The organism is Azoarcus sp. Soil_N_20, from assembly GCF_057656155.1.
In genome coordinates this window covers 41,446-64,917 of record NZ_JBDGKX010000010.1, presented here as the reverse complement: position 1 = coordinate 64,917, position 23,472 = coordinate 41,446, and the positions used below count along the sequence as shown (strand labels likewise).

The 23,472-nt window shown below is 68.2% G+C and carries 21 protein-coding genes; 3 read left to right on the top strand and 18 right to left on the bottom strand.

What is annotated here, in order from left to right; translation table 11 throughout:
• Positions 1–524: 524 nt before the first annotated feature.
• From AC3A35_RS18930 to AC3A35_RS18920, 3 genes are read left to right on the top strand one after another with little or no spacing between them, the layout of a single operon-like run.
• Positions 525–1,007 (top strand): hypothetical protein, encoded by a 483-nt coding sequence (locus AC3A35_RS18930; protein WP_487437783.1) that lies wholly within the window; start codon positions 525–527, stop codon positions 1,005–1,007.
• A gap of 2 nt (positions 1,008–1,009) precedes the next feature.
• A complete protein-coding gene (locus AC3A35_RS18925; RefSeq protein WP_487437782.1) occupies positions 1,010–1,642 on the top strand; it encodes a c-type cytochrome in 633 nt (210 codons plus the stop codon).
• A complete protein-coding gene (locus AC3A35_RS18920; RefSeq protein WP_487437781.1) occupies positions 1,590–2,240 on the top strand; it encodes a Crp/Fnr family transcriptional regulator in 651 nt (216 codons plus the stop codon). Before AC3A35_RS18925 ends, AC3A35_RS18920 begins: the two co-directional genes overlap by 53 nt.
• A gap of 49 nt (positions 2,241–2,289) precedes the next feature.
• Here AC3A35_RS18920 and AC3A35_RS18915 read toward each other — a convergent pair whose 3' ends face one another.
• From AC3A35_RS18915 to AC3A35_RS18830, 18 genes are all read right to left on the bottom strand, one after another.
• On the bottom strand, positions 2,290–5,076 hold the full coding sequence (locus AC3A35_RS18915) for a PAS domain-containing protein (protein ID WP_487437780.1): 2,787 nt from the start codon (positions 5,074–5,076) through the stop codon (positions 2,290–2,292).
• Between the two features lie 810 nt (positions 5,077–5,886).
• Positions 5,887–6,882 carry a methyl-accepting chemotaxis protein gene (locus AC3A35_RS18910; RefSeq protein WP_487437778.1) on the bottom strand — a complete coding sequence of 332 codons (996 nt, stop codon included), beginning with the start codon at positions 6,880–6,882 and terminating at the stop codon, positions 5,887–5,889.
• 96 nt (positions 6,883–6,978) lie between these two features.
• Positions 6,979–7,902, bottom strand: a complete 924-nt coding sequence (locus AC3A35_RS18905; RefSeq protein WP_487437776.1) for a DMT family transporter — start codon at positions 7,900–7,902, stop codon at positions 6,979–6,981.
• A gap of 5 nt (positions 7,903–7,907) precedes the next feature.
• Entirely contained in the window at positions 7,908–8,870 is a 963-nt protein-coding gene (locus tag AC3A35_RS18900; protein WP_487437775.1) for a PDR/VanB family oxidoreductase, read from the bottom strand.
• A 64-nt stretch (positions 8,871–8,934) separates the two neighbouring features.
• The gene (locus AC3A35_RS18895) at positions 8,935–10,605 is read right to left on the bottom strand and encodes an AMP-binding protein (protein ID WP_487437774.1); all 1,671 of its coding nucleotides are present in this window, start codon (positions 10,603–10,605) and stop codon (positions 8,935–8,937) included.
• A gap of 39 nt (positions 10,606–10,644) precedes the next feature.
• A complete protein-coding gene (locus AC3A35_RS18890; protein WP_487437773.1) occupies positions 10,645–11,736 on the bottom strand; it encodes an acyl-CoA dehydrogenase family protein in 1,092 nt (363 codons plus the stop codon).
• 8 nt (positions 11,737–11,744) lie between these two features.
• Positions 11,745–12,938 (bottom strand): acyl-CoA dehydrogenase family protein, encoded by a 1,194-nt coding sequence (locus AC3A35_RS18885; RefSeq protein WP_487437772.1) that lies wholly within the window; start codon positions 12,936–12,938, stop codon positions 11,745–11,747.
• Positions 12,935–13,963 (bottom strand): NADP-dependent oxidoreductase, encoded by a 1,029-nt coding sequence (locus AC3A35_RS18880; RefSeq protein ID WP_487437771.1) that lies wholly within the window; start codon positions 13,961–13,963, stop codon positions 12,935–12,937. Before AC3A35_RS18880 ends, AC3A35_RS18885 begins: the two co-directional genes overlap by 4 nt.
• Entirely contained in the window at positions 13,960–15,357 is a 1,398-nt protein-coding gene (locus AC3A35_RS18875; protein ID WP_487437770.1) for an aromatic ring-hydroxylating oxygenase subunit alpha, read from the bottom strand. Before AC3A35_RS18875 ends, AC3A35_RS18880 begins: the two co-directional genes overlap by 4 nt.
• A gap of 37 nt (positions 15,358–15,394) precedes the next feature.
• The gene (locus tag AC3A35_RS18870) at positions 15,395–16,546 is read right to left on the bottom strand and encodes a thiolase family protein (protein ID WP_487437768.1); all 1,152 of its coding nucleotides are present in this window, start codon (positions 16,544–16,546) and stop codon (positions 15,395–15,397) included.
• Positions 16,547–16,563: 17 nt separating this feature from the next.
• Entirely contained in the window at positions 16,564–16,998 is a 435-nt protein-coding gene (locus tag AC3A35_RS18865) for a Zn-ribbon domain-containing OB-fold protein (protein ID WP_487437767.1), read from the bottom strand.
• 218 nt (positions 16,999–17,216) lie between these two features.
• A complete protein-coding gene (locus tag AC3A35_RS18860; RefSeq protein ID WP_487437765.1) occupies positions 17,217–18,032 on the bottom strand; it encodes a TetR/AcrR family transcriptional regulator in 816 nt (271 codons plus the stop codon).
• A gap of 147 nt (positions 18,033–18,179) precedes the next feature.
• Positions 18,180–18,974 (bottom strand): SDR family NAD(P)-dependent oxidoreductase, encoded by a 795-nt coding sequence (locus AC3A35_RS18855; RefSeq protein ID WP_487437763.1) that lies wholly within the window; start codon positions 18,972–18,974, stop codon positions 18,180–18,182.
• A 22-nt stretch (positions 18,975–18,996) separates the two neighbouring features.
• The gene (locus AC3A35_RS18850) at positions 18,997–19,770 is read right to left on the bottom strand and encodes a 2-oxo acid dehydrogenase subunit E2 (protein WP_487437761.1); all 774 of its coding nucleotides are present in this window, start codon (positions 19,768–19,770) and stop codon (positions 18,997–18,999) included.
• Positions 19,770–20,000, bottom strand: coding sequence for a biotin/lipoyl-containing protein (locus tag AC3A35_RS18845; RefSeq protein WP_487437759.1), 231 nt, complete (start codon positions 19,998–20,000; stop codon positions 19,770–19,772). The genes AC3A35_RS18850 and AC3A35_RS18845 overlap by 1 nt, the downstream gene beginning before the upstream one ends.
• A 21-nt stretch (positions 20,001–20,021) precedes the next feature.
• A complete protein-coding gene (locus AC3A35_RS18840) occupies positions 20,022–21,017 on the bottom strand; it encodes an alpha-ketoacid dehydrogenase subunit beta (RefSeq protein ID WP_487437757.1) in 996 nt (331 codons plus the stop codon).
• The gene (locus tag AC3A35_RS18835; protein WP_487437755.1) at positions 21,014–22,000 is read right to left on the bottom strand and encodes a thiamine pyrophosphate-dependent dehydrogenase E1 component subunit alpha; all 987 of its coding nucleotides are present in this window, start codon (positions 21,998–22,000) and stop codon (positions 21,014–21,016) included. Before AC3A35_RS18835 ends, AC3A35_RS18840 begins: the two co-directional genes overlap by 4 nt.
• A gap of 252 nt (positions 22,001–22,252) precedes the next feature.
• The gene (locus tag AC3A35_RS18830; protein WP_487437754.1) at positions 22,253–23,458 is read right to left on the bottom strand and encodes an aromatic ring-hydroxylating oxygenase subunit alpha; all 1,206 of its coding nucleotides are present in this window, start codon (positions 23,456–23,458) and stop codon (positions 22,253–22,255) included.
• Positions 23,459–23,472: the final 14 nt, after the last annotated feature.

Below are 23,472 nucleotides of genomic sequence, written 5' to 3'. Positions count from 1 at the left end.
TCTATGCACTCAACCCTTCCGGCCAAAAATGTGGCCCAAACCTCGGACGCTTGCGGAAATCCCCGCCGGCCTCCTTGCCGTTCGCCGTCAGGTAGTGCTTACCTTCCCACATTTCCAGCATTCCCGCGACCACCAGTCGTTGATGTAGGGGCAACCCCCTGTGGTTGCCCTTGCGCAGGGCAGGCACGGGGGCCTGCCCCTACGGGAATCGCGTGGGGTGCCGGTGTTGGGGCAGGCCCCTGTGTGCCGGGGTAGGGGCAACCCCCTGTGGTTGCCCTTGCACGGGGCAGGCACGGGGGCATGCCCCTACGGGCACCCATTCCGGCGCGGCAAGGCTGCCGCGCGCGCGATTCCACAAGTGTGAATTTGTGCACATTTTCGGGCAGTCCTATTCACGCGTGGCGCGGGCCATCCACTCCTAGAGTGACAGTGACGGCGGACGATGAACGCCCGGCAGGCCGAACCGGCAACACGACGGTGGCCGCCAAACCCGACAAGCCGTCAAGTAAGCCAAGGAGACTGCCATGACCCGCCACCCCCAAAACGCGATCGCTGCCGCCCTCACCACCATTCTGCTGATTGGTGCCGTGCACGCCGATTCCACCGCCTTGCCGGAACAACGCCGGGAGGCTTCGCCAGCCCAGACCACCAGCCAGACTGCCGCACGCGACAGCGGCCGCCCGGCATCCACGGCGCAGCGGGCGCCCGCCAGCGCTTCGCCCTTGTCGTTTGTCGTCCAGGGGCCCGCAGGAAACGAAGTGCGTCTCGACTATGTGCCGGGCAACGGATGGCGCGCGACGGATGCCGCGGCTTCCCGCGGCGAGATGCTCAAGGTCGGGACGAAGGAAGCCGACATGACCGCGGCCTCGCCCGCTTCAGCGGACGCCTCGTCCGACGAACAACCGCTCAGCGTGGTCGTCGATGGGCCCACCGGCTTCGTGTACGTGTGGTCCCACGACAGCGCGGGCTGGAAGTTCGTCGGCCAGCTCAGCGACCGGCGCCCCTGATCATGTCGCGCGCCATGGGCCAACTTTTCGTCGAACGGGAAGTGATCGCCATGCCTCGCCCACGTCGGGCATCGGGTGCAGGCGAGCCGATCGAAACGGATCGGCGGCGCCGGCAAGCGACGCGGCGCGGCGCGGCGGCCCGCCGCCATGTCGCCGTGATGGCGATCGCACTGATCCTGCCGTGCCTCGCGCAGGCCGCCGATACGGCCGGCTGTACGCGCTGGCCGGCCGACGACGGCGAGCTCGAGACTGCCTGGCAAACTCTGCGCGTCGTCGATTGTGCGCGCTGCCACGGCAAGGACTACGACGGGCTCGCGGCGCCTTCGGTCGTCGAGTACGTCCGGGCGACCCGGAGCCGCGAGCGCTTCGAGCGCATCGTGCTCGACGGCGATCCGCCGCGCGGCATGCCCGGCTATCGGGGCAACCCGCTCGTCGCGCAGACGATCGACGCGTTGTACCGCTACTTCAGCGGGCGTGCCGCAGGCGATATCGGGCGCGGGAAACCTTGCGCCGAGCGGCGCCCACCGGCGCCGGCTGCATCCGGTACAATTTTCCGGGCATCCGGCGATGCAGGGGAAGGCAATGATCGACGCACTCAAGAGAGTTTCCCTGTTCGACAGCCTGAGCGAAATTGAACTCGGTTCGCTGGCGGCAGCAGTCGTCGCACGCAATTACCCCAAGAACACGGTCGTGGTCAGCGAAGGCGACCACAGCGACGCGCTCTACCTGATCCTGTCGGGCCGTGTGAAGGTGTATGTCGGCGACGACGGCCCCCACGAGCTGGTGTTGACCATCCTGGGGCCCGGCGATTACTTCGGCGAAATGGTGCTCGACGAGGGCCCGCGCTCGGCGTCCGTCATGACGCTCGAACCCTGCCGCCTCGCGATGCTCACCCGCGAGCGCTTTCGCAGCCACCTGCACGCGCATCCCGACGTGGCGATCGCGGTGATCCGCAACCTGATCCGGCGCTGCCGGGCGCTCACCGACACCGCCCGCGATCTCGCCCTGCTCGACGTCTATGGCCGCCTGGCGAAGTTGCTGCTGTCCCTCGCCGAGCAGGACGGCGACCGGCTGGTGGTGGCCGAGCACCTGACCAAGCAGGCGATGGGCGAACGCATCGGCGCCTCGCGCGAGATGGTGAGCCGCATCCTCAAGGACCTCACCGCCGGCGGCTACATCAGCATGCAGGGCGGAAAAATGATCATCAACCGCAAACCGCCGGCCAATTGGTAGGCGCGCCGGCGGGCGGCCGCGCTCGACGAGCCTTCCGGATGGCGTGATCTCAGGACACCAGCGCCAGGCGTACCGGCTCGCGGTGGCGACGCAGGAGCGCCTCGATCTCCGGCGGTACCGACGTGAAACGGACGCAGCACGCGGTGTCGCTGCCCGCCACCGTCCCGACGACCTTGGCGTAGAAGGCCCCGGGGATTTCCTGGCCGGCCGGGTCGACGAGATTCATCCGCAGATTGCTGAGCGTCGCCACCGGGGCGTCCAGGCGGGCTTCGGCCGCACGTGGAGAGAGCTTGGTGAGCCCGCCACGGAACACCTCGCCGGCGAGATGACTGCCTTCCACCACCGCCCAGGTCACCGGAAGCTCCTCGGCGAGCGGCACGAGGGCATCCGCCGTTACCGGCAGATGGAGCCCGTGCCTTCCGCCGATCCCCAGCACTTCGGTGACGAGGACCGGATGCTCGATCCCCTTCGCCCGGATTTCCGACTGTTCGCCGGTGCGCAGGATCGCCCCGACCTCCTGGCGCGTGGGCTCCGAGATCAGGATCTGGCCGCCGATGGTGTAGGACTGGATGCGCGAGGTGAGATTGACGTGACTGCCGACCACCCCGTACTTCATCCGCTCGGGCGAGCCGATATTGCCCACCACCACCTGACCGGTATGCACGCCGATGCCCATTTCCACCTCGGGCAGACCGTCCTCGCGGTTCTGCTCGTTGACCGACGCCATCGCCAGCTGCATCGCCACGGCACAGGCGACCGCCCGCTCCGAGTCGTCCTCCTGCCACACCGGCGCGCCGAACAGCACGAAGATCGCGTCGCCGATGAACTCGTCGATGGTGCCCCCGTACTCCTTGATGATCCTCACCATGGTGACCAGATAACGATTGAGCAGCGCCACCACGCGCTCCGGCGCCAGACGCTCCGACAGTGAGGTGAAGCCGCGCAGGTCGGTCATCATCATCGTGACCTTGCGCTTCTCCCCGCCCATCTGCAGCCCGGTGGGCGATTCGAGCAGGTTGGCGACGACCTCGTCGGTCAGATAGCGGCCGAAGGTCTGGCGGATGAAGCGGTTGCGCAACTCGACCTGTTCTGCCAGACGCTGCAGCGCGGCCTCGACCTGCTTGCGATCCGAGATGTCCGCCCACGAGCCGACCAGCTCCTTCGGCTTGCCCTCGGCGTCGTACATCACGCTGAAGGTATCCTGGATCCAGATGTAGTGTCCCCGCCGGTGCCGGAAGCGGTATTCCACCGTGCCGCCGCCGCGTTCGATCAGCGGGGCCATTTCAGTGAAGATGCGCGGCGCGTCTTCCGGGTGCAGGCGCTTCGACCAGAACTTCGAATCCTCACGCATCTCCCACGGCGCGTAACCCATGGTCGACTTCAGGTTGTCGCTGACGAAGGTGCACGCGTAGTCGCCGGTGACCTTGGTCGTGTAGATGACCGCGGGGCTCGCGGCGACGAGCGTCTGCAGGTCGTTCATGAGCGCCATGCGTTCGCCCAGCGCCTGCTCGGCCTGCTTGCGGTCGGAGATGTCCGCCCACGAGCCGACGATCTCCAGCGGGCGGCCGGCGTCGTCGCGGATGACCTTGAAGGTGTCCTGGATCCACACGTAGTTGCCGTCGCGGTGGCGGAAGCGGTACTCGATGGTGCCGCCGCCCTTCTCCATCAGCGGCGTCATCTCCGCGAAGACCCGCTCGACATCCTCCGGATGGACGCGCTTCGCCCAGAATTCGCGGTCCTCCAGCATTTCCCATGGGGCGAAACCCATGACCGGGTCCACGTTCTCGCTGACGAAGGTGCAAGTGTAGTCCGAGGGCTGGTTGGTGTAGATGATGCCGGGGGTGACGGTCAGCAGGTATTGCAGGCGCTCGCGCGCCGCCTTCAGTTCGGTGGTGCGCTCCTCGACGCGTTTTTCCAGCTCCTCGTGCCCCTGCCGCAGCGCCTCTTCCGCCCGCTTGCGCTCCCGCAGGTCGGTGTGCAGCCCGACCGTTCCAACCTCGTGGCCGTCCTCGTCGACGAGGAAGGACGCCGAGATGAGCACAGGAATGCTGCGCCCGTCATTCGCCAGCAGCACGCTCTCGTAGGCCGCCACGGTGCCGCCGCGCTTGCGGATCTCGCGCCACACCTCGTTCGCGCGCTCCTGGCTACCGTAGAGCGTCGCGATGTGCCGCCCGATCACCTCGTCGGCGCGAAAGCCCATCATGGTCTCGGCGCCCTCGCTGAAGAGCACGACATTGCCCTGGCGGTCGGTGGAGATGATGGCGTCGGGAGAGCTCTGGATCAGCCGCGTCAGGTAGCGCTTGGTCTCCTGAAGCTCGGCGTTGGCTTTCAACGCCTCCTGTTCCGCCCGCTTGCGCTCGGTGATGTCGGCCCACGCGCCGACCAGTTCCGCCGGGTGGCCCGTTTCGTCGTGGATCACCTTGAAGGTGTCCTGGATCCAGACGTAGTGCCCGTCGCGATGGCGGAAGCGGTATTCGATGCTTCCGCCGCCGTGCTCGATCAACGGCACCATCGCCTCGAAGACCCGCGGCGCGTCCTCCGGATGGAGGCGATCGGGCCAGCACTTGGGGTCGGTGGTCATCTCCTGCGCGGAGTAGCCCATGATCGCGTGCAGGTTCTCGCTGACGAAGGTGCAGCCGTAATCGCCCGACGCGTGGGTCGTGTAGATGATGGCGGGGCTGACCGCGAGCAGGTATTGCAGACGCTGGCGGGTGCTTTTCAGCTCGGCCTCGAACGCTTCCCGCTCGGTCTCCAGGGCCTCCAGCGCACGGACCCGCTCACGCAGACCGGCCAACTCGCCGATGAGTTGCTCCTTGGTCTTGCGTTCATCGTCCATATGGGCCGCCCCTGATCGGCGAGGCGGGCATCTCCGGGCGCGGTCGCCCCGGCCATCACATGCATGGGCGGACCCCGCGTGCCCTGCCTCCCGCTTGCTGTAGGTGTAGGCAATGCCACTCCCAAAAGCAATCGTGCGCGGCTCGCCGACCGACATCAATGTCGGCTGCGGGGGGGCCTGCCGTAGGGGCAACCCCCCGTGGTTGCCCCAATGCAGGGCAGGCACGGTGGTTGCCCGAAGGCAGGGCAGGCACGGTGGTTGCCCGAAGGCAGGGCAGGCACGGGGGCCTGCCCCTACGGGAATCGCCTGGGGTGCCGGTGTCGGGGCAACCCCCTGTGTGCCGGTGTAGGGGCAACCCCCTGTGGTTGCCCTTGCGCAGGGCAGGCACGGGGGCCTGCCCCTACGGGAACCGGCTGGGGTGCCGGTGTCGGGGCAACCCCTGTGTGCCGGGGTAGGGGCAACCCCCTGTGGTTGCCCTTGCACGGGGCAGGCACGGGGGCCTGCCCCTACGGGAATCGCCCGGGGTGCCGGTGTTGGGGCAACCCCCTGTGTGCCGGGGTAAGGACAACCCCCTGTGGTTGCCCTTGCACGGGGCAGGCACGGGGGCCTGGCCCTACGGGAATCGCCTGGGGTGCCGGTGTCGGGGCAAACCCCTGTGTGCCGGTGTAGGGGCAACCCCCTGTGGTTGCCCCAATGCAGGGCAGGCACGGTGGTTGCCCAAAGGCAGGGCAGGCACCGTGGTTGCCGAAAGGCAGGGCAGGCACGGGGGCCTGCCCCTACGCGACCCAGCCCCGGGCGATCCCGTCCCCGTTACCCCTTCGCCATCCGCACGATCTCCTCGGTTGCCTTCGAGGTCTGGGTGGCGAGCTTGCCGACTTCTTCCGCCACCACGGCGAAGCCCCGCCCGGCGTCGCCGGCGCGTGCCGCTTCGATACCGGCATTGAGGGCGAGCAGGTTGGTGCGCTTGGAAATGTCGCTGATCACCGCCGACACGCTGAGGATCTGGCGCATATTCTCGGCCACCTTCGCGCGCTGTTCGGCCTGCAGGGCTTCGGCCATTTTCTCGGCGGAGATGTCGCGGAACGAGCCTACGCAGCGCAGCGGTTTGCCGTCGGCTTCGCGCACCGTCTCGGCGCGGCCGCGGAACCAGCCGAACGCGCCGTTCTTGTTGCGCATGCGGTATTCGACGACGAAGGGGGTGGCGCCGCTGCGGTCGTTCAGGTGGCGCTGGAGCGCTTCCGCGGCGATGGCGAGGTCCTCCGGGTGGATCACCGAAAACCAGGTTTCCGGGGTGTCGGGAAAGTCGGTGACGTCGCGGTAGCCGAGCAGCACACGAAACTGGTCGGAGAAGCGTACGAGGTTGGCCGGGTTGGCGGGGTCGCCGTCGACGATGTGGTAGGTCCAGGTGCCTTCGGTCATCGCTTCGCGCATCAGGCGTTCGTCGGCAAGCCGGCGTTCCAGCGTGGCGAGCCCTGCCTCCAGCTCGGCGACCCGGGCTTGCGCCTGCTGCAGCACCCCGCAGGCCGCGTCGCGCTCGCGCCGCGCCGCATCGCGTTCGTCACGGCAGCCGGCGAGATCGGACTGGATCTGGCCGTGGTGGGCGCGCAGCACTTCCATCTCGTCGTGCAGCCGGCGCTCGGTGTGTCGATCCCGTTCCGCGAGCGCCTGCAGCGTGCTGCGGATCGGGTCGGGCAGGCCGTGCAATACGGCGGCGCCGTCGCCGGACCAGGCCGAGATGCCCTGGCTGTGGGCGGATTCGAGCGCGGAAAGCACTTTCCGCAGGGTCTTGCCGGTGGTGAACAACATGATTGCCAGTCTCCTCCTTCGGGGGTTCTTCTTCGTATGGCGTGCGGACGACGATCGGCCCGGGGCGCGGTGGTCGCGCCGCCCCGGCGCGGGGCCTCAGCCGCCCTTGTCCGCCGCCTGCGCCGGCACCGGGCTGCCGCCGCGCAGGTTGAGGTACAGCCCCAGGCTGATCGTCGCCGCCCCCGCCCACACCTGGGGCGGCAGCGTTTCGTCGTTGAGCAGGTGGCCGATGAAGAGCGCCAGCAGCGGGGTGAGCACGGTGATCATCGCCAGCGCGCCCGCCGGCAGATGCTTCATCAGGTGAAAGTAGAGGGCGAAGCCGAGCACCGAGCCGAACACGCCGAGGTAGGCGATCGCCAGCGTGCTGCGCAGCGGCAGTGCGCCCGGCAGGCCGGTGTCGCCGAGCAGCCAGGCGAGGCCGAACAGGGGCAGCGACACCAGCATGATGCCGGCGGTGATCGCCAGCGGCGGGATGCTGCCGCCGACGCGCTTCATGCCGACGAGGCCGAGCGCGTTGATGAACATCGCGAGCAGCACCGCGCCCAGCCCGATCGCGGCATCGGGGCCGCCGAGGTCGTCGCCGCGGCCGAACACGATCACCAGGCCGGCGAGCGCGAGCGCCATGCCGAGCAGCTTGACCGGGGTCAGCGCGCGCTCGCCCAGCCACAGCGCGGCGATCACGCTGGTCGCCAGCGGCGACAGGCCGAACACCACCGAGATCAGCCCGGAGTGGATGAACTGTGCCCCCCAATACACGCCGAGCATGGTGCCGAACAGGCTCACCCCGCCCACTAGGTAGGCCGTCCACACTCCGCGCCGCAGCGGAAACCCCGCGCCGCTGGCGAACAGGATGCCCACCGCGCACAGCAAGCCGACCAGCATGCGCAGGAACAGGGCGAAGGCGAAGCCGCCGCCGGCCAGGCTCCAGTTGATCGCCAGCGGCGTGGTGGACCACAGCGCCACCACCGCCAGGTAGGCGGCCGGCAGCGTGCCGGGAGATCCGGATGGCGCGTTCGACATGGGGATCAGAGGTCGAGCACCAGCAGCCGGCTGCGGGCGCGCGAGCAGCACGGCAGAAACTGGTCGTTGGCGGCCTTCTCGTCGTCGGTGAGGTAGTTGTCGCGGTGATCGGGCTGACCGTCGAGCACGCGGGTCAGACAGGTACCGCACACGCCCTGCTCGCACGACACCTCGACCTCGATGCCGGCTTCGCGCAGCGCGTTGACCACCGTCTTGCCCGCCGGCACCGCGACCACCCTGCCGCTGCTGGCGAGCTTGACCTCGAAGGCCTGGTCGGCGCTGGTGTCGATCTGCTGTCCGGAGAAGTATTCGAAGTGGATGCGCTCCGCGCTCCAGCCGCGCGCCTCGGCACCTCCGGTGACGAAGTCGATGAAGCCGCCCGGGCCGCAGACGTAGAGATGGGCGTCGGCCCCGGCGCCGTCGAGCACCGCGGCGAGGTCGAGCTTATGCGCCGCATCGCCGTCGTCGTAATGCAGGTGGACGCGGTCGGCAAAGCCGGACTCCCGGATGCGGCCGACGAAGGCGGCGCGCTCGGCCGCGCGCGCGCAGTAGTGCATCTCGAACGCGGCGCCGGTCTGGGCCAGGCGTTCGGCCATGCACAGGATCGGAGTCACGCCGATGCCGCCGGCGAACAGCAGCGAGCGCCCGGCATGCGCCAGCGGAAAGTGGTTGCGCGGCGCGCTGATGTCGATGACCTGGCCTTCGGCGAGCTCGTCATGCACGGCGACCGAGCCGCCGCGCGAGGCCGGGTCGCGCAGCACCCCGATCAGGTAGCGGTGCTGCTCGGTGGGGTCGTTGCACAGCGAGTACTGGCGCACGAGGCCGGGACGGACTTCGACGTCGATGTGCGAGCCGGCGCTGAATGCGGGCAGGTGCTCGCCGGCGAGCGGAGCGAGTTCGAGGGAGACGATGTCGAGCGCTTCGACCGCCTTGCGGACGATGCGCACCTTGAGTCGGGTGGATTCCATGGTGTTCTGCCTTTGACTGGTTGCAGGCGGACAGCTCCGGGCGGACTGCTCCGGGCCGCCGGATTCAGGCCGGCCCGGCCGCGGTGCCGGCCTGCAGGCGCTCGCGGATGTCGGCGCGCAGGCGGTCCTTGCGGATCTTGCCGGAGGCGGTGCGGGGAAAGTCGCCGACCACCACCAGCTGCTCCGGGTACTTCTGTCTGGCCACCCCGGCGGCGGCGACGAAGGCGAGCACGCCGGCGAGTTCGAGTTGCGCCTCCGGCTGCGGGATGACGTAGGCGCACAGGGTTTCGCCCAGGCGCGCGTGCGGCATCGCCACCACGGCGGCCTCGCGGATGCCCGGCATGCGATGCAGGATGTCCTCGACCTCCTTCGCGCTCACCTTTTCGCCGCCGCGGTTGATCAGGTCCTTCTTGCGCCCGGTGACGACGATGGCGCCGTCGGCGGTGAGGCGGCCGAGGTCGCCGGTGGCGAAGAAGCCGTCGGCATCGAAGCTCGCCGCGGTGGCGTCGGGGTCGCCGTAGCCGAGCAGCATCGCCGGGCCGCGCACACAGATCTCGCCCTCCTCGCCGCCCGGCAGCGCACGGCCGTCGTCGTCAACGATGCGCACGTCGTAGTCGGCGACCCGGCCGTCGGTGGTGGCGGCCAGTTCCATCTCGCCCTCGGCGCAGAAGCCGAGCGTGGTCAGCGGCACCTCGCTCGAGCCATAGACGCGGAACGCGCGGCACTGGTCGAGCACCTCGCAGGTCCGGGCGATCAGCGCCGGCGGCACCTCGGCACCGCCGCAGGCGAACACCTGCAGGCTGGGCAACCGGCGCCCGGCCTGCTCGGCGGCGGTGAGCAGCTCGTGCAGGAAGGGGGTGGCGCCGACGCTGGCGGTGACCTGCTCGCGGTCGATCAGGTCGAGCGCCTCGTCGGCGTTCCAGCGTTCCATGAACACAGTGCGGGTGGCGCTGCTGAACGGGAGTTCCATGCCGCTCTGGCCGGTGACGTGGGTCACCGGCGAGGCCATCAGCAGGATGTTGTCGAGGCCGGGCACGGCCGCGCCGCGCGACCACTGCTCGAACGCGCGCTTGAGCCGCAGCGGGCCGGTGTTGTGGCTGTGCAGCACGCCCTTGGGGCGGCCGGTGGTGCCCGAAGTGTAGAGGATCATCTTCACCGCGTTGGGGTCGACCTCGGGCCAGTCCAGCGGGCGGGCGCCCTCGCCCACCAGGGTCTCGTAGCGGTCGGTGCCCTGCGCCGGATGGTCGCCGCGCACGGTGATCAGCAGGCGCAGTCGGGGCAGCTGCGGGGCCAGGCGCGTCATCATCGCCGCGTAGTCGAAACCGCGATAACTGGTCGGGAAGAACGCGGCCTTGACCCCGGCATCGGCGAGCATGAAGGCGACTTCGGCGTCGCGGTAGATCGGCACGATGGGCGCGACCACCAGGCCGAGCATGGTGGTCGCGAGGTCGATCACCACCGCCTCGCGCCAGTTCGGCAGCTGGAAGCTGACCACGTCGCCGGCCACCAGCCCGCGCAGGCGCAGCGCACCGGCGAGCGTTTCGGCCTCGGCCAGCAGCGCGCCGACGGTGCAGCGCTCGCCCTCGAACACATGGGTGATGCGGTCCGGGTCGCGCGCCGCCAGTTCGCGGGCAAACCCGGCCAGCGTCTTGTTCGGCCAGTCGCCGCTGGCGGTGTAGCGCGCGATCAGCGCCTCATCCAGGCGCACCTGCCATCCGCTTGCGTCTTTGCGCATTGTCTATGTCTCCTTGCTCGCTCCGCCCGTGCCGCCGGATCAGGTCGCCAGTGCGGCATCGACGAAACGGGTGAAATGGGTGTCGCGGTTGCCGAACAGCGCGGCGTTGACCATCAGGCGGCGGAAGTAGTGGCTGACGTCGAGTTCGTCGGTGACGCCGAGGCCGCCGTGCATCTGTACCGCCTCGTTGCACACCTTGCGCGCGGCATGGGCGATGTAGGCGCGGGCGCCGCTGACGATGCGTGCCCGCGCTGCGACCGGGCCGGCAAGTGCCTGCTGCGCGGCGGCGGTGAGCGCGCGCACTTCCTCCTGGAGCAGGAAGCAATCGACCATGCGGTGCTGCAGCGCCTGGTTGCTGCCGATGGCGCGACCGAACTGCTTGCGCACCTTGAGATAGTCGGTGGTGGTGGCGACCAGGCTGCGCACGATGCCCAGGCTCTCGGCGCACAGCGCGACCGCGGCTTCGTCACGAATGTCGGCGAGCGCGGCGGCGGCCGCCATGGCGGATTCCGGGTGCAGGCGCTCCACCGTCGCGCCGTCGAAATTCAGCACCGCGGCACCGCGGCCATCGACCAGCCGGTAGTTGCGGCGCGCGAGGCCGGCCGCTTCCGCCGCGAGCATCACCACGACCGGCTGGCCGCTGTGGGCATCGCGCGCGGAAACCAGGAAGCGGCCGCCGGCGTCGCCATGGAGCACGCCGATCTTGCCGCCGGTCAGGCGATCGCCATCGACCACGCACGGCCGGGCGGGATCGTCCTCGTCGGCGAACACCAGCACCAGCGAACCGTCGGCCAGCTGCGGCAGCAGTTCGGCCTTGTGCGCGGCCGAGCCCAGCTTCAGCAGCAGGCCGGTGCCGAGCACCGCGCTGGCGAGGACGGGCTCCATCAGCAGGCGGGTGCCGACGATTTCCATCACCGCGCCGACCGCCACCGCGTCGGCGTCGAGGCCGCCGTCGTCCTCGGGCAGGCGCAGGGCGAGAAAGCCGAGATCGGCGAAGTCGCGCCAGGCCTCGCGGCTGTAGCCTTCGGGCTGCGCGAGCACCGCCCAGCGCTGGTGGAAGCTGTAGTTGTCGTCGGCATAGCGCGCGGCGCTGTCGCGCAACATCGCGATGGTGTCGAGATCGGTCGCCATGGTTTTCCTCACAGTCCCAGCACGGCCTTGGCCACGATGTTGCGCTGGATCTCGGACGAGCCGCCGAAGATCGTCGCCGCGCGGTTGTAGAAGTGGTCCTTCAGGATGCCGCCGGCGTCGTCCGGGCCGAGCGGCGGCAGGCCGGCGCTATGCAGCGCGGCGCCGTCGAAGGCGACCCCGGCGGCGCCGAGCGCCTCGACCAGGGTTTCCATCACTTCCTGGTAGAGCTCGGTGCCGCGCAGCTTGATCAGCGAGGCTTCGCTGCCGTTCTCGCTGCCATCGCTCATCGCCGCCACCGCCTGGTAGGCGGCGAGCTCGAGCGCCATGAAGCGGAGCTCGTATTCGCCGATGCGGTTGCGCATCACGGGCTGGTCGAGCAGCGCGACGCCATCGACCACGGTCTCGCGCGCATGTCGCTTCAGGCGGTCGAGCACATGCCAGGCCCAGCCGACGATGGCACCGGCGGTGCGCTCGTTCTTCAACAGGAACTTGGCGTAGGTCCAGCCCTTGCCCTCCTCGCCGATCAGGTTTTCGGCCGGCACCCGGACGTCTTCCAGCCACACCTCGTTGACGTGGGCGTAGCCGTCCATGGTGCGGATCGGGACGACCTTCACGCCGGGGCTCTTCATGTCGATCAGCAGGAAGGAGATGCCGCTTTGCGGCTTGTCGTCGCGGTCGGTGCGCACCAGGCAGAACAGCCAGTCCGCCCACTGGGCGTAGGTGGTCCACACCTTCTGGCCGTTGACCACGTAATGATCGCCGTCGCGGAGCGCCATGGTGCGCAGGCCGGCGAGGTCGGACCCGGCGCCGGGTTCGGAATAGCCCTGGGCCCAGAATTCCTCGGTGGTCCGGATCCCGGGCAGAAAGCGCCGCTTCTGCCCCTCGCTGCCGAAGGCGTAGATCACCGGGCCGACGTACTTCACGCCGAACGGGATCACCCACGGGCAGCCGAGGCGCGCGAGTTCGTCCTCGAAGGCGAAGCGCTCCAGTGGCGACCAGCCCTTGCCGCCGTGTTCTTCCGGCCAGTGCGCGACCGCCCAGCCCTGCTGGTCGAGCAATCGCATCCAGCGCACATAGTCGGCCTTGTCCAGCACCTGGTGGCGGTGGGATTTGGCGCGCAGGTCGGCGGGCATCACCCGGTCATGGAAGTCGCGCACCTGCTGGCGCAGGCGTTCGGCGCGCTGGCGGGGCGAGTCGCTCATCTCGCCTCCCCGGCGCAGACCTTCACCAGCTGGACGCCGCGGTTGCGGCCGTCGAACACGCGGCCGAGGCCGTCGATGAGGGTATCGAGCCCGTCCAGCACCTCGATCTGGTACTGCAGGCTGCCCGCGGCCACCCAATCCTGCAGGATGCCGACCACTTCGTCGTAGCGATGAAGGTACTCGCCGACGAGGAAGCCCTCCATGCGCGCCGCTTTGTTCACCAGCTGCATCAGCGACTCGGCGCGCTGGCTCATCGGCGTGCCGGAGCCGCCGTTGTAGCTGGCGACGAGGCCGCACAGCACCACCCGCGCCTTGGGCCGCAGGCGGTCGAGGATCAGGTCCATGACCGGGCCGCCGACGTTCTCGTAGGCGACGTCGATGCCCTCGGGACACAGCGCATCGAGCCGCGCGCCGACGTCCTCGGCCTTGTAGTCGATGACGCGCTCGATGCCGCACACCTGGCGCAGCCAGGTGCATTTTTCGCTGCCGCCGGCGATGCCGATCACCTTGAGCCCGAGTTTGTTGCCGATCTGGCACACCAGCGAGCCCACGCTGCCGGCGGCGGCCGTTACCACCAGGGTCTCGCCGGCCACCGGCTTGCCGATCTCGGTCAGGCCGCAGTAGGCGGTGAGCCCCTGCACGTCGAGCACCGAGCGGTAGGCGGCGAGCGGCACCCCGGGGCGCGGCGTGATCCGCTGCAGTTGCGCGGCGGGCGCGACGAACCATTCCTGGCAGCCGCCGAGGCCATTGACGTAATCGCCGACCGCCAGCGCAGGGTCGCGCGAGGCCTCGACCACGCCGAGGGTGATACCCATCATCACTTCGCCGAGCGGCTGCGGCGGGAAATAGCTTTCCTTCGCGTTCATCCACAGCCGCATCGACGGCGGGATCAGCAGGTAGAGATTGCGCACCAGCACCTCGCCCGCGCCCGGCTCGGGACGGGCCACCCGGCACACCTCGAAGTGTTCGCGCCCCACCGCGCCCTGCGGGCGGGCGACGAGGCGCCACTGGGTATTGGTCGTCACTTGGCGCTCCCGATGCCGAGGTATTTGTCCAGGGTCTGGTGGTGATGGCGGATGCGGCTTTCCTGGTAGCTGGCGAGGCTCACCGCGCCCTTCTTCGACGCCTTCAGGCCCTTGGTGACCGCGCCCAGGTTGCGCATGTCCTGGTCGAACACCGGGCCGAGCGCACCCAGTTCGGCCGCGGCCGAGAACGGCTGGTCGTCGGGCAGGCGGTTGAGCCTGGCCGGCGGCGGCGGGGTTTCGCCTTCCTTGTGACGCCACAGAACGATGACGTCGAAGATGCAGCTGTCCTGGTCGTCGCCGTCCGGAATCACCCGGTACACGATGTTGCCGCAGTAGCCCGACCAGATCTGGGTATTGGGGAAGATCGAGTACAGGATCGCGTCCTGCAGCTCGGCCAGGGTGGCGTGCGACAGATCGCGGCCGGAGACCTCGCCGAAGATCGTGCGGTTGAGCTCACCGATGTACTGGCGCGTGGTCTGGCCTTCGGGCAGGCGGTGGGCATCGCCGTCGGAATCGGCCATGCGCCCGGATTCCTCGAGGATGTCGTGCAGCACCAGCGGCTCGACCACGCCGCGGGTATGGGTGCTGGGCACCGCCATCGGGGTCACGCTGCGGCTGATGTTGTCGCCATACATGTCGTACTGGCTGTCGCAGTCGGCGGTGAAGGTGAGCAGCTGCGGGTGGGTGACGCGGGCGTGCATGGATTCCATGAAGGCTTCCTGCGCCACCTTCCAGTTGCACGGCACCTTGCGCTGCACATGGGCGAGGATCACCGAGCGCTCGAAGGCGTAGTCGCGAAAGTGCTGCGGCAGGACGCCGAGGTGCTCGATCAGCGCCGGGGCATCGGCATCCATGTTGATGAAGACGAAGCCCAGCCAGCTCTCGACCCGCACCTGCGGCAGGTTCTGCTCGTCCTTGTTCAGGTGCTTGAAGTCCCAGGCGCAGGGCATGCTGTCGAGCTTGCCGCGCAGGTCCCAGGTGAAGCCGTGGTAGGGACACTTGAGTTCCTTCACCGTGCCGCCGCCCATGCGCAGCGCACGGCCGCGATGCAGGCAGGAGTTGTGAAAGCCGCGGATCGCGCCGTCGTCGCCGCGCATGACGATGATGGAGTGGTCGATGATGTCGTAGACGAGGTGGTCGCCCGGATTCGGGATCTGCTCCTCGCGGCCGACGAACTGCCAGGTGCGGGTCCACATCTTCGCCGCCTCGAGACGGTGGAAGGCGTGCGAGGCGTAACGATCGACCGCCAGGTCCTCGTTGCCGAAGCCGGGATAGCTGGGCGCGAGGTAGTGGGGTACCGGCACGGTTTCCTGCTTCAGCAGCTGCTGGAACAGGCCGGGGTCGCCGCCCTCCTCCTGGGGCAAGAGCACGAACTTGTCTTCGGGCTTGTTCATCGTCTGTCTCCTTTATTGTCGTAGCGCGGAAAGGCCCTCAACCGGCCTGCAGGATGGTGACGGCACTCACGCCCGGGGCGCCGTACACATGGGTGTAGCCAAGCCGGGGATTGCCCTCGACCTGGCGCTGCCCGGCCTCGCCGCGCAGCTGGGTGCAGATCTCGATGACCTGGCGCAGCCCGGAGGCGCCCACCGGTTCGCCGTTGGCGAGGCAGCCGCCGTCGGTGTTGATCGGCAGGCGACCGTCGATCGCGGTGGCGCCGGTGGCGAGCAGGTGCTCCTGCTCGCCGTGTTCGCAGAAGCCGTTCTCGGCGATGTGGATCAGCTCCGAGCCGCTGTCGGTGTCCTGCAGCTGGATCACGTCGATGTCCCGCGGGCCGACGCCGGCGAGTTCGAAAGCGGCACGCGAGGCCGTCACCGTGGGCGCCGGCGCCTGCACCGCGGCCAGCCCGGGGCTGAACACCTCGAACGAACCGTGGTAGCGGGTGCGCATCACCGCCGCCTTGACGATGATCGGGCGGTCGGTGAACCTGCGCGCATGCTTCGCGCTGCACAGCACCAGCGCCGCGCCGCCTTCGGCCGGGTTGCAGAACATGTACTTGCGCAGCGGCAGGTTCACCGCCATCGACTCGGCGATCTCCGCGTAGCCGAGTTCGCGCCGGCGCCATGCGTGCGGGGTCAGCGCACCGTTGCGGAAGGCACGCTGGGCGACCCGCACCAGCGCATCCTCGGTGATGCCGTGCTCATGCATGTAGCGCTGGGTCTTGAGCGCGAAGAACTGGGTGGTGAGCATCAGCCCGGTCTCGCCGTACCAGTCCGCGAGCCCCCAGTCGCGCGGACGCGGGTTGAAGGCGCCGCGCGGGTGCTTGTCGAAGCCGACCGCGACCCCGATCTCGGCCATGCCGGACTGGATCGCCGTGATCACGCTGGCGAGCGCGCTGCCGCCGGTGGCGCAGCCGTTGGCGACGTTGACGAAGGGAATCCCGGTGAGGCCGAGCAGATTGCCCAGCGCATCGGCATTGCCGGCGTCCTGGCTGCCCCCGTAGGCCACGCCCACCTGCGACCACGCCACGCCGGCATCCTTCAGCGCCACGCGCACCGCATGGGCGCCCTGCTGCTGGCCGGACAGTTCGTCGCTGCGGCCGAAGGGGTGGAGGCCGATGCCGATGATGGCGACTTCATTGCTCATGTCGATCTCCGGGGGTATCAGGCGGCGGGGGCGAAGGCGTAGGTAAACACCGCTTCCTCCCCCTCCACCTGCCGATAGGGCAGCAGCGTCAGCCGCATCGGCATGCCGATCCTCATCTGCGCCGGATCGGCAACGGTCAGGCGGCTCTCGACCTTCACCCCGGAGGGCATCTCGATGTAGCCGACCCCGTAGGGCTGAAAGGCCGCTTCCGCCTCGCCGCCGTTGTACGGCGCCTTGGGCTGGAAGCCCTGCACCGTCCACGACCACAGCACGCCCTCGCGGCCCACAGTGCAGGGCTCCATCGCCGTGGCGCAGCACCGCGTGCACCCGGCACTGGCCGGAAAATAGACCTCGCCGCATTGGCTGCAGCGACTGCCGAGCAGCACCGGCGCGCCGCCTTCGAGACCGACGACACCCGCGCAGGCGAGTCGGGGGAGCGGATTCGGGTTCATGCGGGCAGCCTCCTCTAATACAAAACAATCAATTCTGTTTGTTATAGTACACGAAAGATTCGAAGTCGGCCAAGATCAATGAAAAAATTCCGCAGCGGGCGCTGGGACAGAAAAGCCGGCTTCAGGCGGCACCGGGCAGCCGATGCAATTGCCGCCCCGCCACTCCAAACGCAACGGGGCCCGCAGGCCCCGTCAGGGTGACACTGAGCGGAAGCAGCTCAGTCGGCCGAAACCGCGCGCGCCTTACGCGTCTTCTTCACTGGCGGGTCCTGCGGCAGCGGCTGGCCGTCGTGGCTCGCCTTGTAGGCCTTTTCCATCTCCTGCATGGCCACGCTGGCGAGCAGGTGGTGGAGGCGCTTGAGGCGGTCGCCGCGCATATAGGGCGTGCTATTGACCGCCACCCCCTTGAGCGAGTGGAAGAACAGGTCGCGCAGCACCTGGCTGGTCTCGGGGTAGTCGGCCCAGAACGGGAAGCGCTTGATCATGCTCACCGACTTGCGGTCGTCGAGCGCCTGCTCAAGCGGCAACATCACCGTCTGCAGCTCGCGGTCGGTGCGGGCGCCGCGCTGCAATTCCTGCAGCGCGATGAAGGACGGCCGGTCGTAGTAGTACTTCTGCAGCATGGTCAGGGTTTCGAGCATGCTGTCGAAGGTCGGCGTATTTTCGGGCGGCAGCTTGATCCGCCGCACCGCGTCCTCGTACTCCGCCGCGCGCAGGTCGGTGATGTACTCGGCGGCGGCGTTGAACACATCGGCACGTGACTTGAAGTGGTGCGTCATTGCACCGCGCGACACCCCGGCCTTCTGCGCGATCTTCTCGGTGGTGGTCTGGGTGTAACCGAGCTCGACCAGGCACTGCAGCGTGGCGTCGAGGATCTGGGTGCGGGTCGCCTGGCTCTTCTCCGCCTGCCAGGTGACGCCCTTGGCCCGGGCGCTGGCACGCGCGCGGGCCAGATCGGCACTCGAACGCGAACCGCGCAGGGCGGGTGCGGAATCGGAAGCAAACGAGGATTCAGGTATGTTTTCTTCAGTCATGAATGTTTTGTTCCTGGCGACAACAGACGGGTTGAAAGCCCTTCCGGGTCAATGACGACACGACACGCCGGACAAGGCCCGCATCCGGCCCGCGCCCGGGTTCCGGGGGTGCAAGCTGGAGTAAGGATTTTCTGATGCGCTGCAATTCTACGACAAGCGCACCGAATGTCCATAGTCGACTGTCACCACCGAACCATTCATGTATGACGACGCTTCGCTCGCCAGCAGCAGCAGCGGGCCGTCGAGTTCCTCCACGCGTCCCAGGCGTCCGGGCGGCAGGTTGGCGATCTCCTTCTTGCCGGCTTCGGTCGCGTAGAACGGATTGGTCATGTCGCTGGGAAAGTAGCCGGGCGCGATCGCATTCACGCGGATGCCATGGGGCAGCAGATCCAGCGCCATGTAGCGCGTCATGTGGATCAGTGCGCCCTTGGTGGTGCCGTAGTTGATGAAGGCGCGGTAGGCCAGATGCCCGAGGATGGAAGCGATGTTGATGATGGACCCGGGCCGCCCGGTGGCGATCAGCCGTCTTGCCACCGCCCGTGCCACATAGAAGGGCCCGGACAGATTCACGTCCAGGAGCGAGGTCCATTGCTCGTCCGACATGTCCTGCAGCAGCGCGGGATTGGTCAGCCCGGCGTTGTTGACCAGGATGTCCACCTGCCCGAGGTGCTGTTCGATCGCATCCAGCGCGGTCGCGATCGAAGCGCCATCCGCGACATCCATGCGGCAACCGAAGGCCTCCCCTCCCCCGTCGCGGATCGCGGCGGCGACCGCCTCGACCCGCTCTGCGCGCCGGGCGACACAGGCCACCCGCGCGCCGGCGTCGGCCAGCACCTGGGCGGCATGCAGGCCGATCCCCGAGCCGGCACCGGTGACCAGCGCAACCCGGCCGTCGAGCGAGAAGCGGCGGCCGAGTGCACTCAGTTTTTGTTCTGGGCTCATCGTGTTGTTCCTTGTTCCAGGGTCAGGCCAGCGCAGCCGGATCGGCCAGCGCGTCGGCGATGAAACGGGTGAAGCGGGCGGCGTCGGCGCCGTTGATGACGCGGTGGTCGTAGCTGAGCGACAGCGGCAGCACCGGCACGCTGCGCACCTGACCGTCGACCAGCTTGAGCTTCTCCCCGGCGCGGGTGACGCCCAGGATCGCCACCTCGGGCGCGTTGATGATCGGAGTAAAGGCGGTACCGCCCAGATTGCCGAGCGAGCTGACCGAGAAGCAGCCGCCCGACATCTCGCCGATCGGCAGCCCCCTGGTGCGCGCCCGTTCGGCCTTGTCGGCGAGTTCGGCGGCGATCCCGGCGACGGTTTTCTTGTCGCAGTCGCGGATCACCGGCACCACCAGCCCATTGGGCGTTTCCACCGCGACCCCGATATGGAAGTAGCGCTTGATCACCAGGCCGTCGCCGTTGGCGGTGAGCGAGGCGTTGAAGCGCGGAAAGGCCTGCAGCGCAGCGACCACGGCCTTGATGATGAAGGGCACCGGGGTGAGCTTGACGCCGTGCGCCTCGGCCACGGCACGGCGCACGGCGTCGAGGCTCGGCACCTCGGCCTCGTCGTGGTGGGTGACGTGCGGAATCTGCGCCCAGTTGCGTGCCAGAAACGAGGCCACCAGTTTCTGATGGCGCGGCAGGGCGACGGTCTCGACCTCGCCGTACAGGCCGAAGTCGACCGCCGGCATCGGCGGCAGGCTCGCCGGCCAGGCCGGCGACTTGAGTTCGGGAGCGGCGGCTTGGGCAGACATCACGCAAGCTCGCCAATGACGGTGCCGACCTCGTAGGTCTCACCCGCGTCCTTGATGATCTTCAGCGTGCCGTCGGCCGGCGCTTCCACCTCCTGGATCGATTTCTCGCTTTCCATGGTGTAGAGCAGCTGTCCTTTGGTGACCGGTGCGCCATCGGGCACCATCCATTCGGTCAGGATTGCCTCGTTTACCGAGAAGCCGAGCTTGGGGAGAATGATTTCGGTCGCCATTTTTGTCTTCCTTCGACAGGTTCAGTTGAGCGTTGCGCGGATCGCCGCCAGGATGCGTTCCTGGGTCGGCACGAAGGCGGTTTCGAGCGGCTTCGAGAACGGTACCGGCGAGCGCGCCGCGCCGACCCGGGCGACCGGTGCCCTGAGGCGGCCGAACAATTGCTGATGCAGGCGCGCGGCGATCTCGGCCCCGACCCCGAAATCCACCTGGGCTTCGTGGGCGACGACGACGCGTCCGGTCTTGGCCGCGGAGGCGAGAATGGTGTCCATGTCGAGCGGGGCGATCGTGCGCAGGTCGATGACCTCGGCGGACACGCCCTCCGCAGCGAGCTTCTTCGCCACCGCGCTGACCTCGTGCAGCGTGCGGCTGTAGCTGATCAGGGTGATGTCGCTGCCTTCCTGCACCACCCTGGCCTTGCCGATCGGCACCCGCTCGCCCTGCACCGGGGCCTCGCCGGGCTGGAAGTACAGCGGCAGGTTCTCGATGAAGATGCACGGATCGTCGTCGAAGATGCACGACAGCAGCAGGCCGTAGGCGTCGGCCGGAGTGGACGGCGCCACCACCTTGAGGCCGGCGGTGTGGGCGAACCACGCCTCGAGGTAATCCGCGTGCTGGCCGCCGGTGCCGAAACCGGCGCCGGTGGTGGTGCGGATCACCAGCGGCACATGGGTCTGGCCGCCGGTCATGAAGCGCAGCTTGGCCGCATGGTTGACGATCTGGTCCATCGCCACCGTGGTGAAGTTCATCAGCATGATCTCGGCCACCGGGCGCAGGCCGGCGAGCGCGCCGCCCACCGCCGCGCCGACGATGGCCTGCTCGGCGATCGGGGTGGATTTCACCCGCCCGGTGCCGAACTTGGCCGACAACCCCGCGGTGCACTTGAACACCCCGCCGCCCTGGCCGTCGGCGATATCCTCGCCCAGCACCACGACCGATTCGTCGAGCGCCATCGCGTCGTGGAGCGCCAGGTTGATCGCCTGCGCGATGTTCATCTTTTTCTGCTGAACGGTGCTCATGCTCGTGCTCCCTCGGCAACGACGTCCTTGTCGAGTTCGGATACATCGGGATAGGGGCTGGCGAGCGCGAACTCGACCGCCTCCTCGAAAGCGGCCACGTTGGTGGCCTCGATGTCGGCCAGATGGCCGTCGGTGGCGTGACCGTGCGCGATCAGCCAGGCGCGGAATCGCGGCACCGGGTCGGCCGCCACCGCCGCGGCCATCTCGTCTTTGGGGATGTAGTGGCTGTCGTCGCCGAGCAGGTGGCCGCGGAAACGGAAGGTGTTGGCCTCGACCAGGGTCGGCCCGTCGCCGGCGCGGGCGCGCGCGATCGCGGTGCTGGCGGCCTGCCACATCGCCACCGCGTCGTTGCCGTCGACCTCGACGCCGGGGATGCCGTAGCCGATGGCGCGGTCGGCAATGGTCGCCGCGCCGGTGCCGTACTCGTAGCGGGTGTGCTCGGCATAGCCGTTGTTCTGGCACACGAAGATCACCGGCAACTTCCACACCGCGGCGAGGTTGAGCGCCTCGTGAAAGGCACCGATGTTGCTCGCACCGTCGCCGAAGTTAACCACGGTGACCTGATCGCTGCCCTTCAGTTGCGCCGCCCAGGCGAGGCCGTTGGCGATCGGCAGTCCGGCGCCGACGATGCCGGTGGTGACCGGAAGGCCCGATGCGACGTGGGTGACGTGCATCGGCCCGCCCTTGCCCTTGCAGGTGCCGGTGGCGCGGCCGAGCAGTTCGGCGACGAAGGGCTTGAGCGGAATGCCCTTGGCCAGCTGGTCGTGGATGCCGCGATAGGTCGTGACCACGTAGTCGGCAGGCTTCAGGCTCACCGAGATTGCGGCCGGGATCAACTCCTGACCGCGCGGCGAGTAGTACGGCGACGCGATCTGGCCGGCCTTGATCAGCTCGATGAACCGGTCGTCGGCCTGCTTGATCAGCGTCGCGATGCGGTAGATCTCCAGCAATACCGCCCTGCCGGGCTGGCTTGTCTCACTCATGTCCTACCTCTCGACTAGGGGTCCATGGATCCGGCGGATGCCGACCAGCGGGACCTTGGCTCGAAGCCGGGCGCTACCCCGACCGCCTATTAAAACCAACAACCACGTTTGTTTTTTTGTAGTATATCGGCAGCTATCGCGAGTGACAAGTGCCGGATTACGCGGCGCGACGAATGCGTCGGACTGCGAACGAAAACAAGCCCGGGGGTCCTTGCGAACCGCCGGGCTTGCCCGCTGCCTGCACTTCCGGGTTCAGCAGGGCAGCGCGGTCCCCGCCTTCGCCATCGGCGCCTCCACCGGCGTTCTGCCGACACCGCGCAGCAGGGCCTTGTGCATGTTCTGCAGCGCCGGCTCGTTGCGCCCGAAGGTGCTGAAGGCGAGCATCCGGGTGTTGAGGTTCTTCATCACGTTGGCGCTGACCCAGTAGTCCTCCTCTTCCACCACCTTGCAGATGAAATCGAAGTGCTCCTTCGGGCCGTTGCCGTCCCAGCCCTTGTCGCCGCCACTGCGCACATAGCTGCGATAGATCGTGCGGTGTTCGCCCGGGTTCTCGCCCGGATAGAGGGTGAAGGACTCCACCGACACCGGCGACACCAGCAGCGAGATGTTGGGGTAGATGAAGTGCACCAGCTGGAAGTCGTTGAAGATCTCCAGCCCCCATTCGGACTCGGGGATGTCCTTGAGCCGCATCATGCTTTCGTTGGGGAAGGCCAGCCGGTGGTTGCGCCCGTGCGGGCCGAAGGTGTCGAAGGCGGCGGTGTTGCCGATCGAGATGCCGCCCAGGGTCTGCTTGTGCAGGGCGAGGAAGTGGTAGCCCTCGCAGAAGGTGTCGAGCGCCAGCTTCCAGTTGGTCTTGATCTTCCACTCGTGGGTCGCGACGTAGCGCATGTTGCCGAGATCCCACATCTCGAATACCGGCGCCATGTCGCCGAGGATCTCGTCGATCGAGAACTTCACGTCCTGGTGCATGCCGGCGAAGATCATGCCGTACTTCTCCTCCACCGGCAGTTTGACCAGGTTGTACAGCGACTTCTCGATGTTGCCGAAGGTCTTTTCCTCGTACACCGCGCGCAGCGTGCCCTTCAGGTCGAAGCCCCAGGCATGGTAGGGACAGGACAGGGACGCGCTCTTGCCGCAGCCTTCCTTCAGGCGCGCCGCACGGTGGGTGCAGGCGTTGAGGAAGGCATTGACCTTGCCGTCGTTGTCGCGGGTCAGCAGCACCGGCACGCCGAGCTCGTCGAAGGTGTAGTAGCTGCCCTTGTCGGGCAGATCCTTGCTGAAGCAGATGAACTGGGGCTCGTCGCGGAAGATGGTTTCCTTCTCGAGTGCGAGCAGTTCGGGGTCGGTATACACCGAGGTCGGCTGGCGCCAGGCCTCGGGCGCACTGTCGGTGGTCTTGGCATCGACCATCGCGATCATGCGCTTGACCAGGGCCTTGTACACATTCACGTCATCCATCGTCTCGCTCCTTA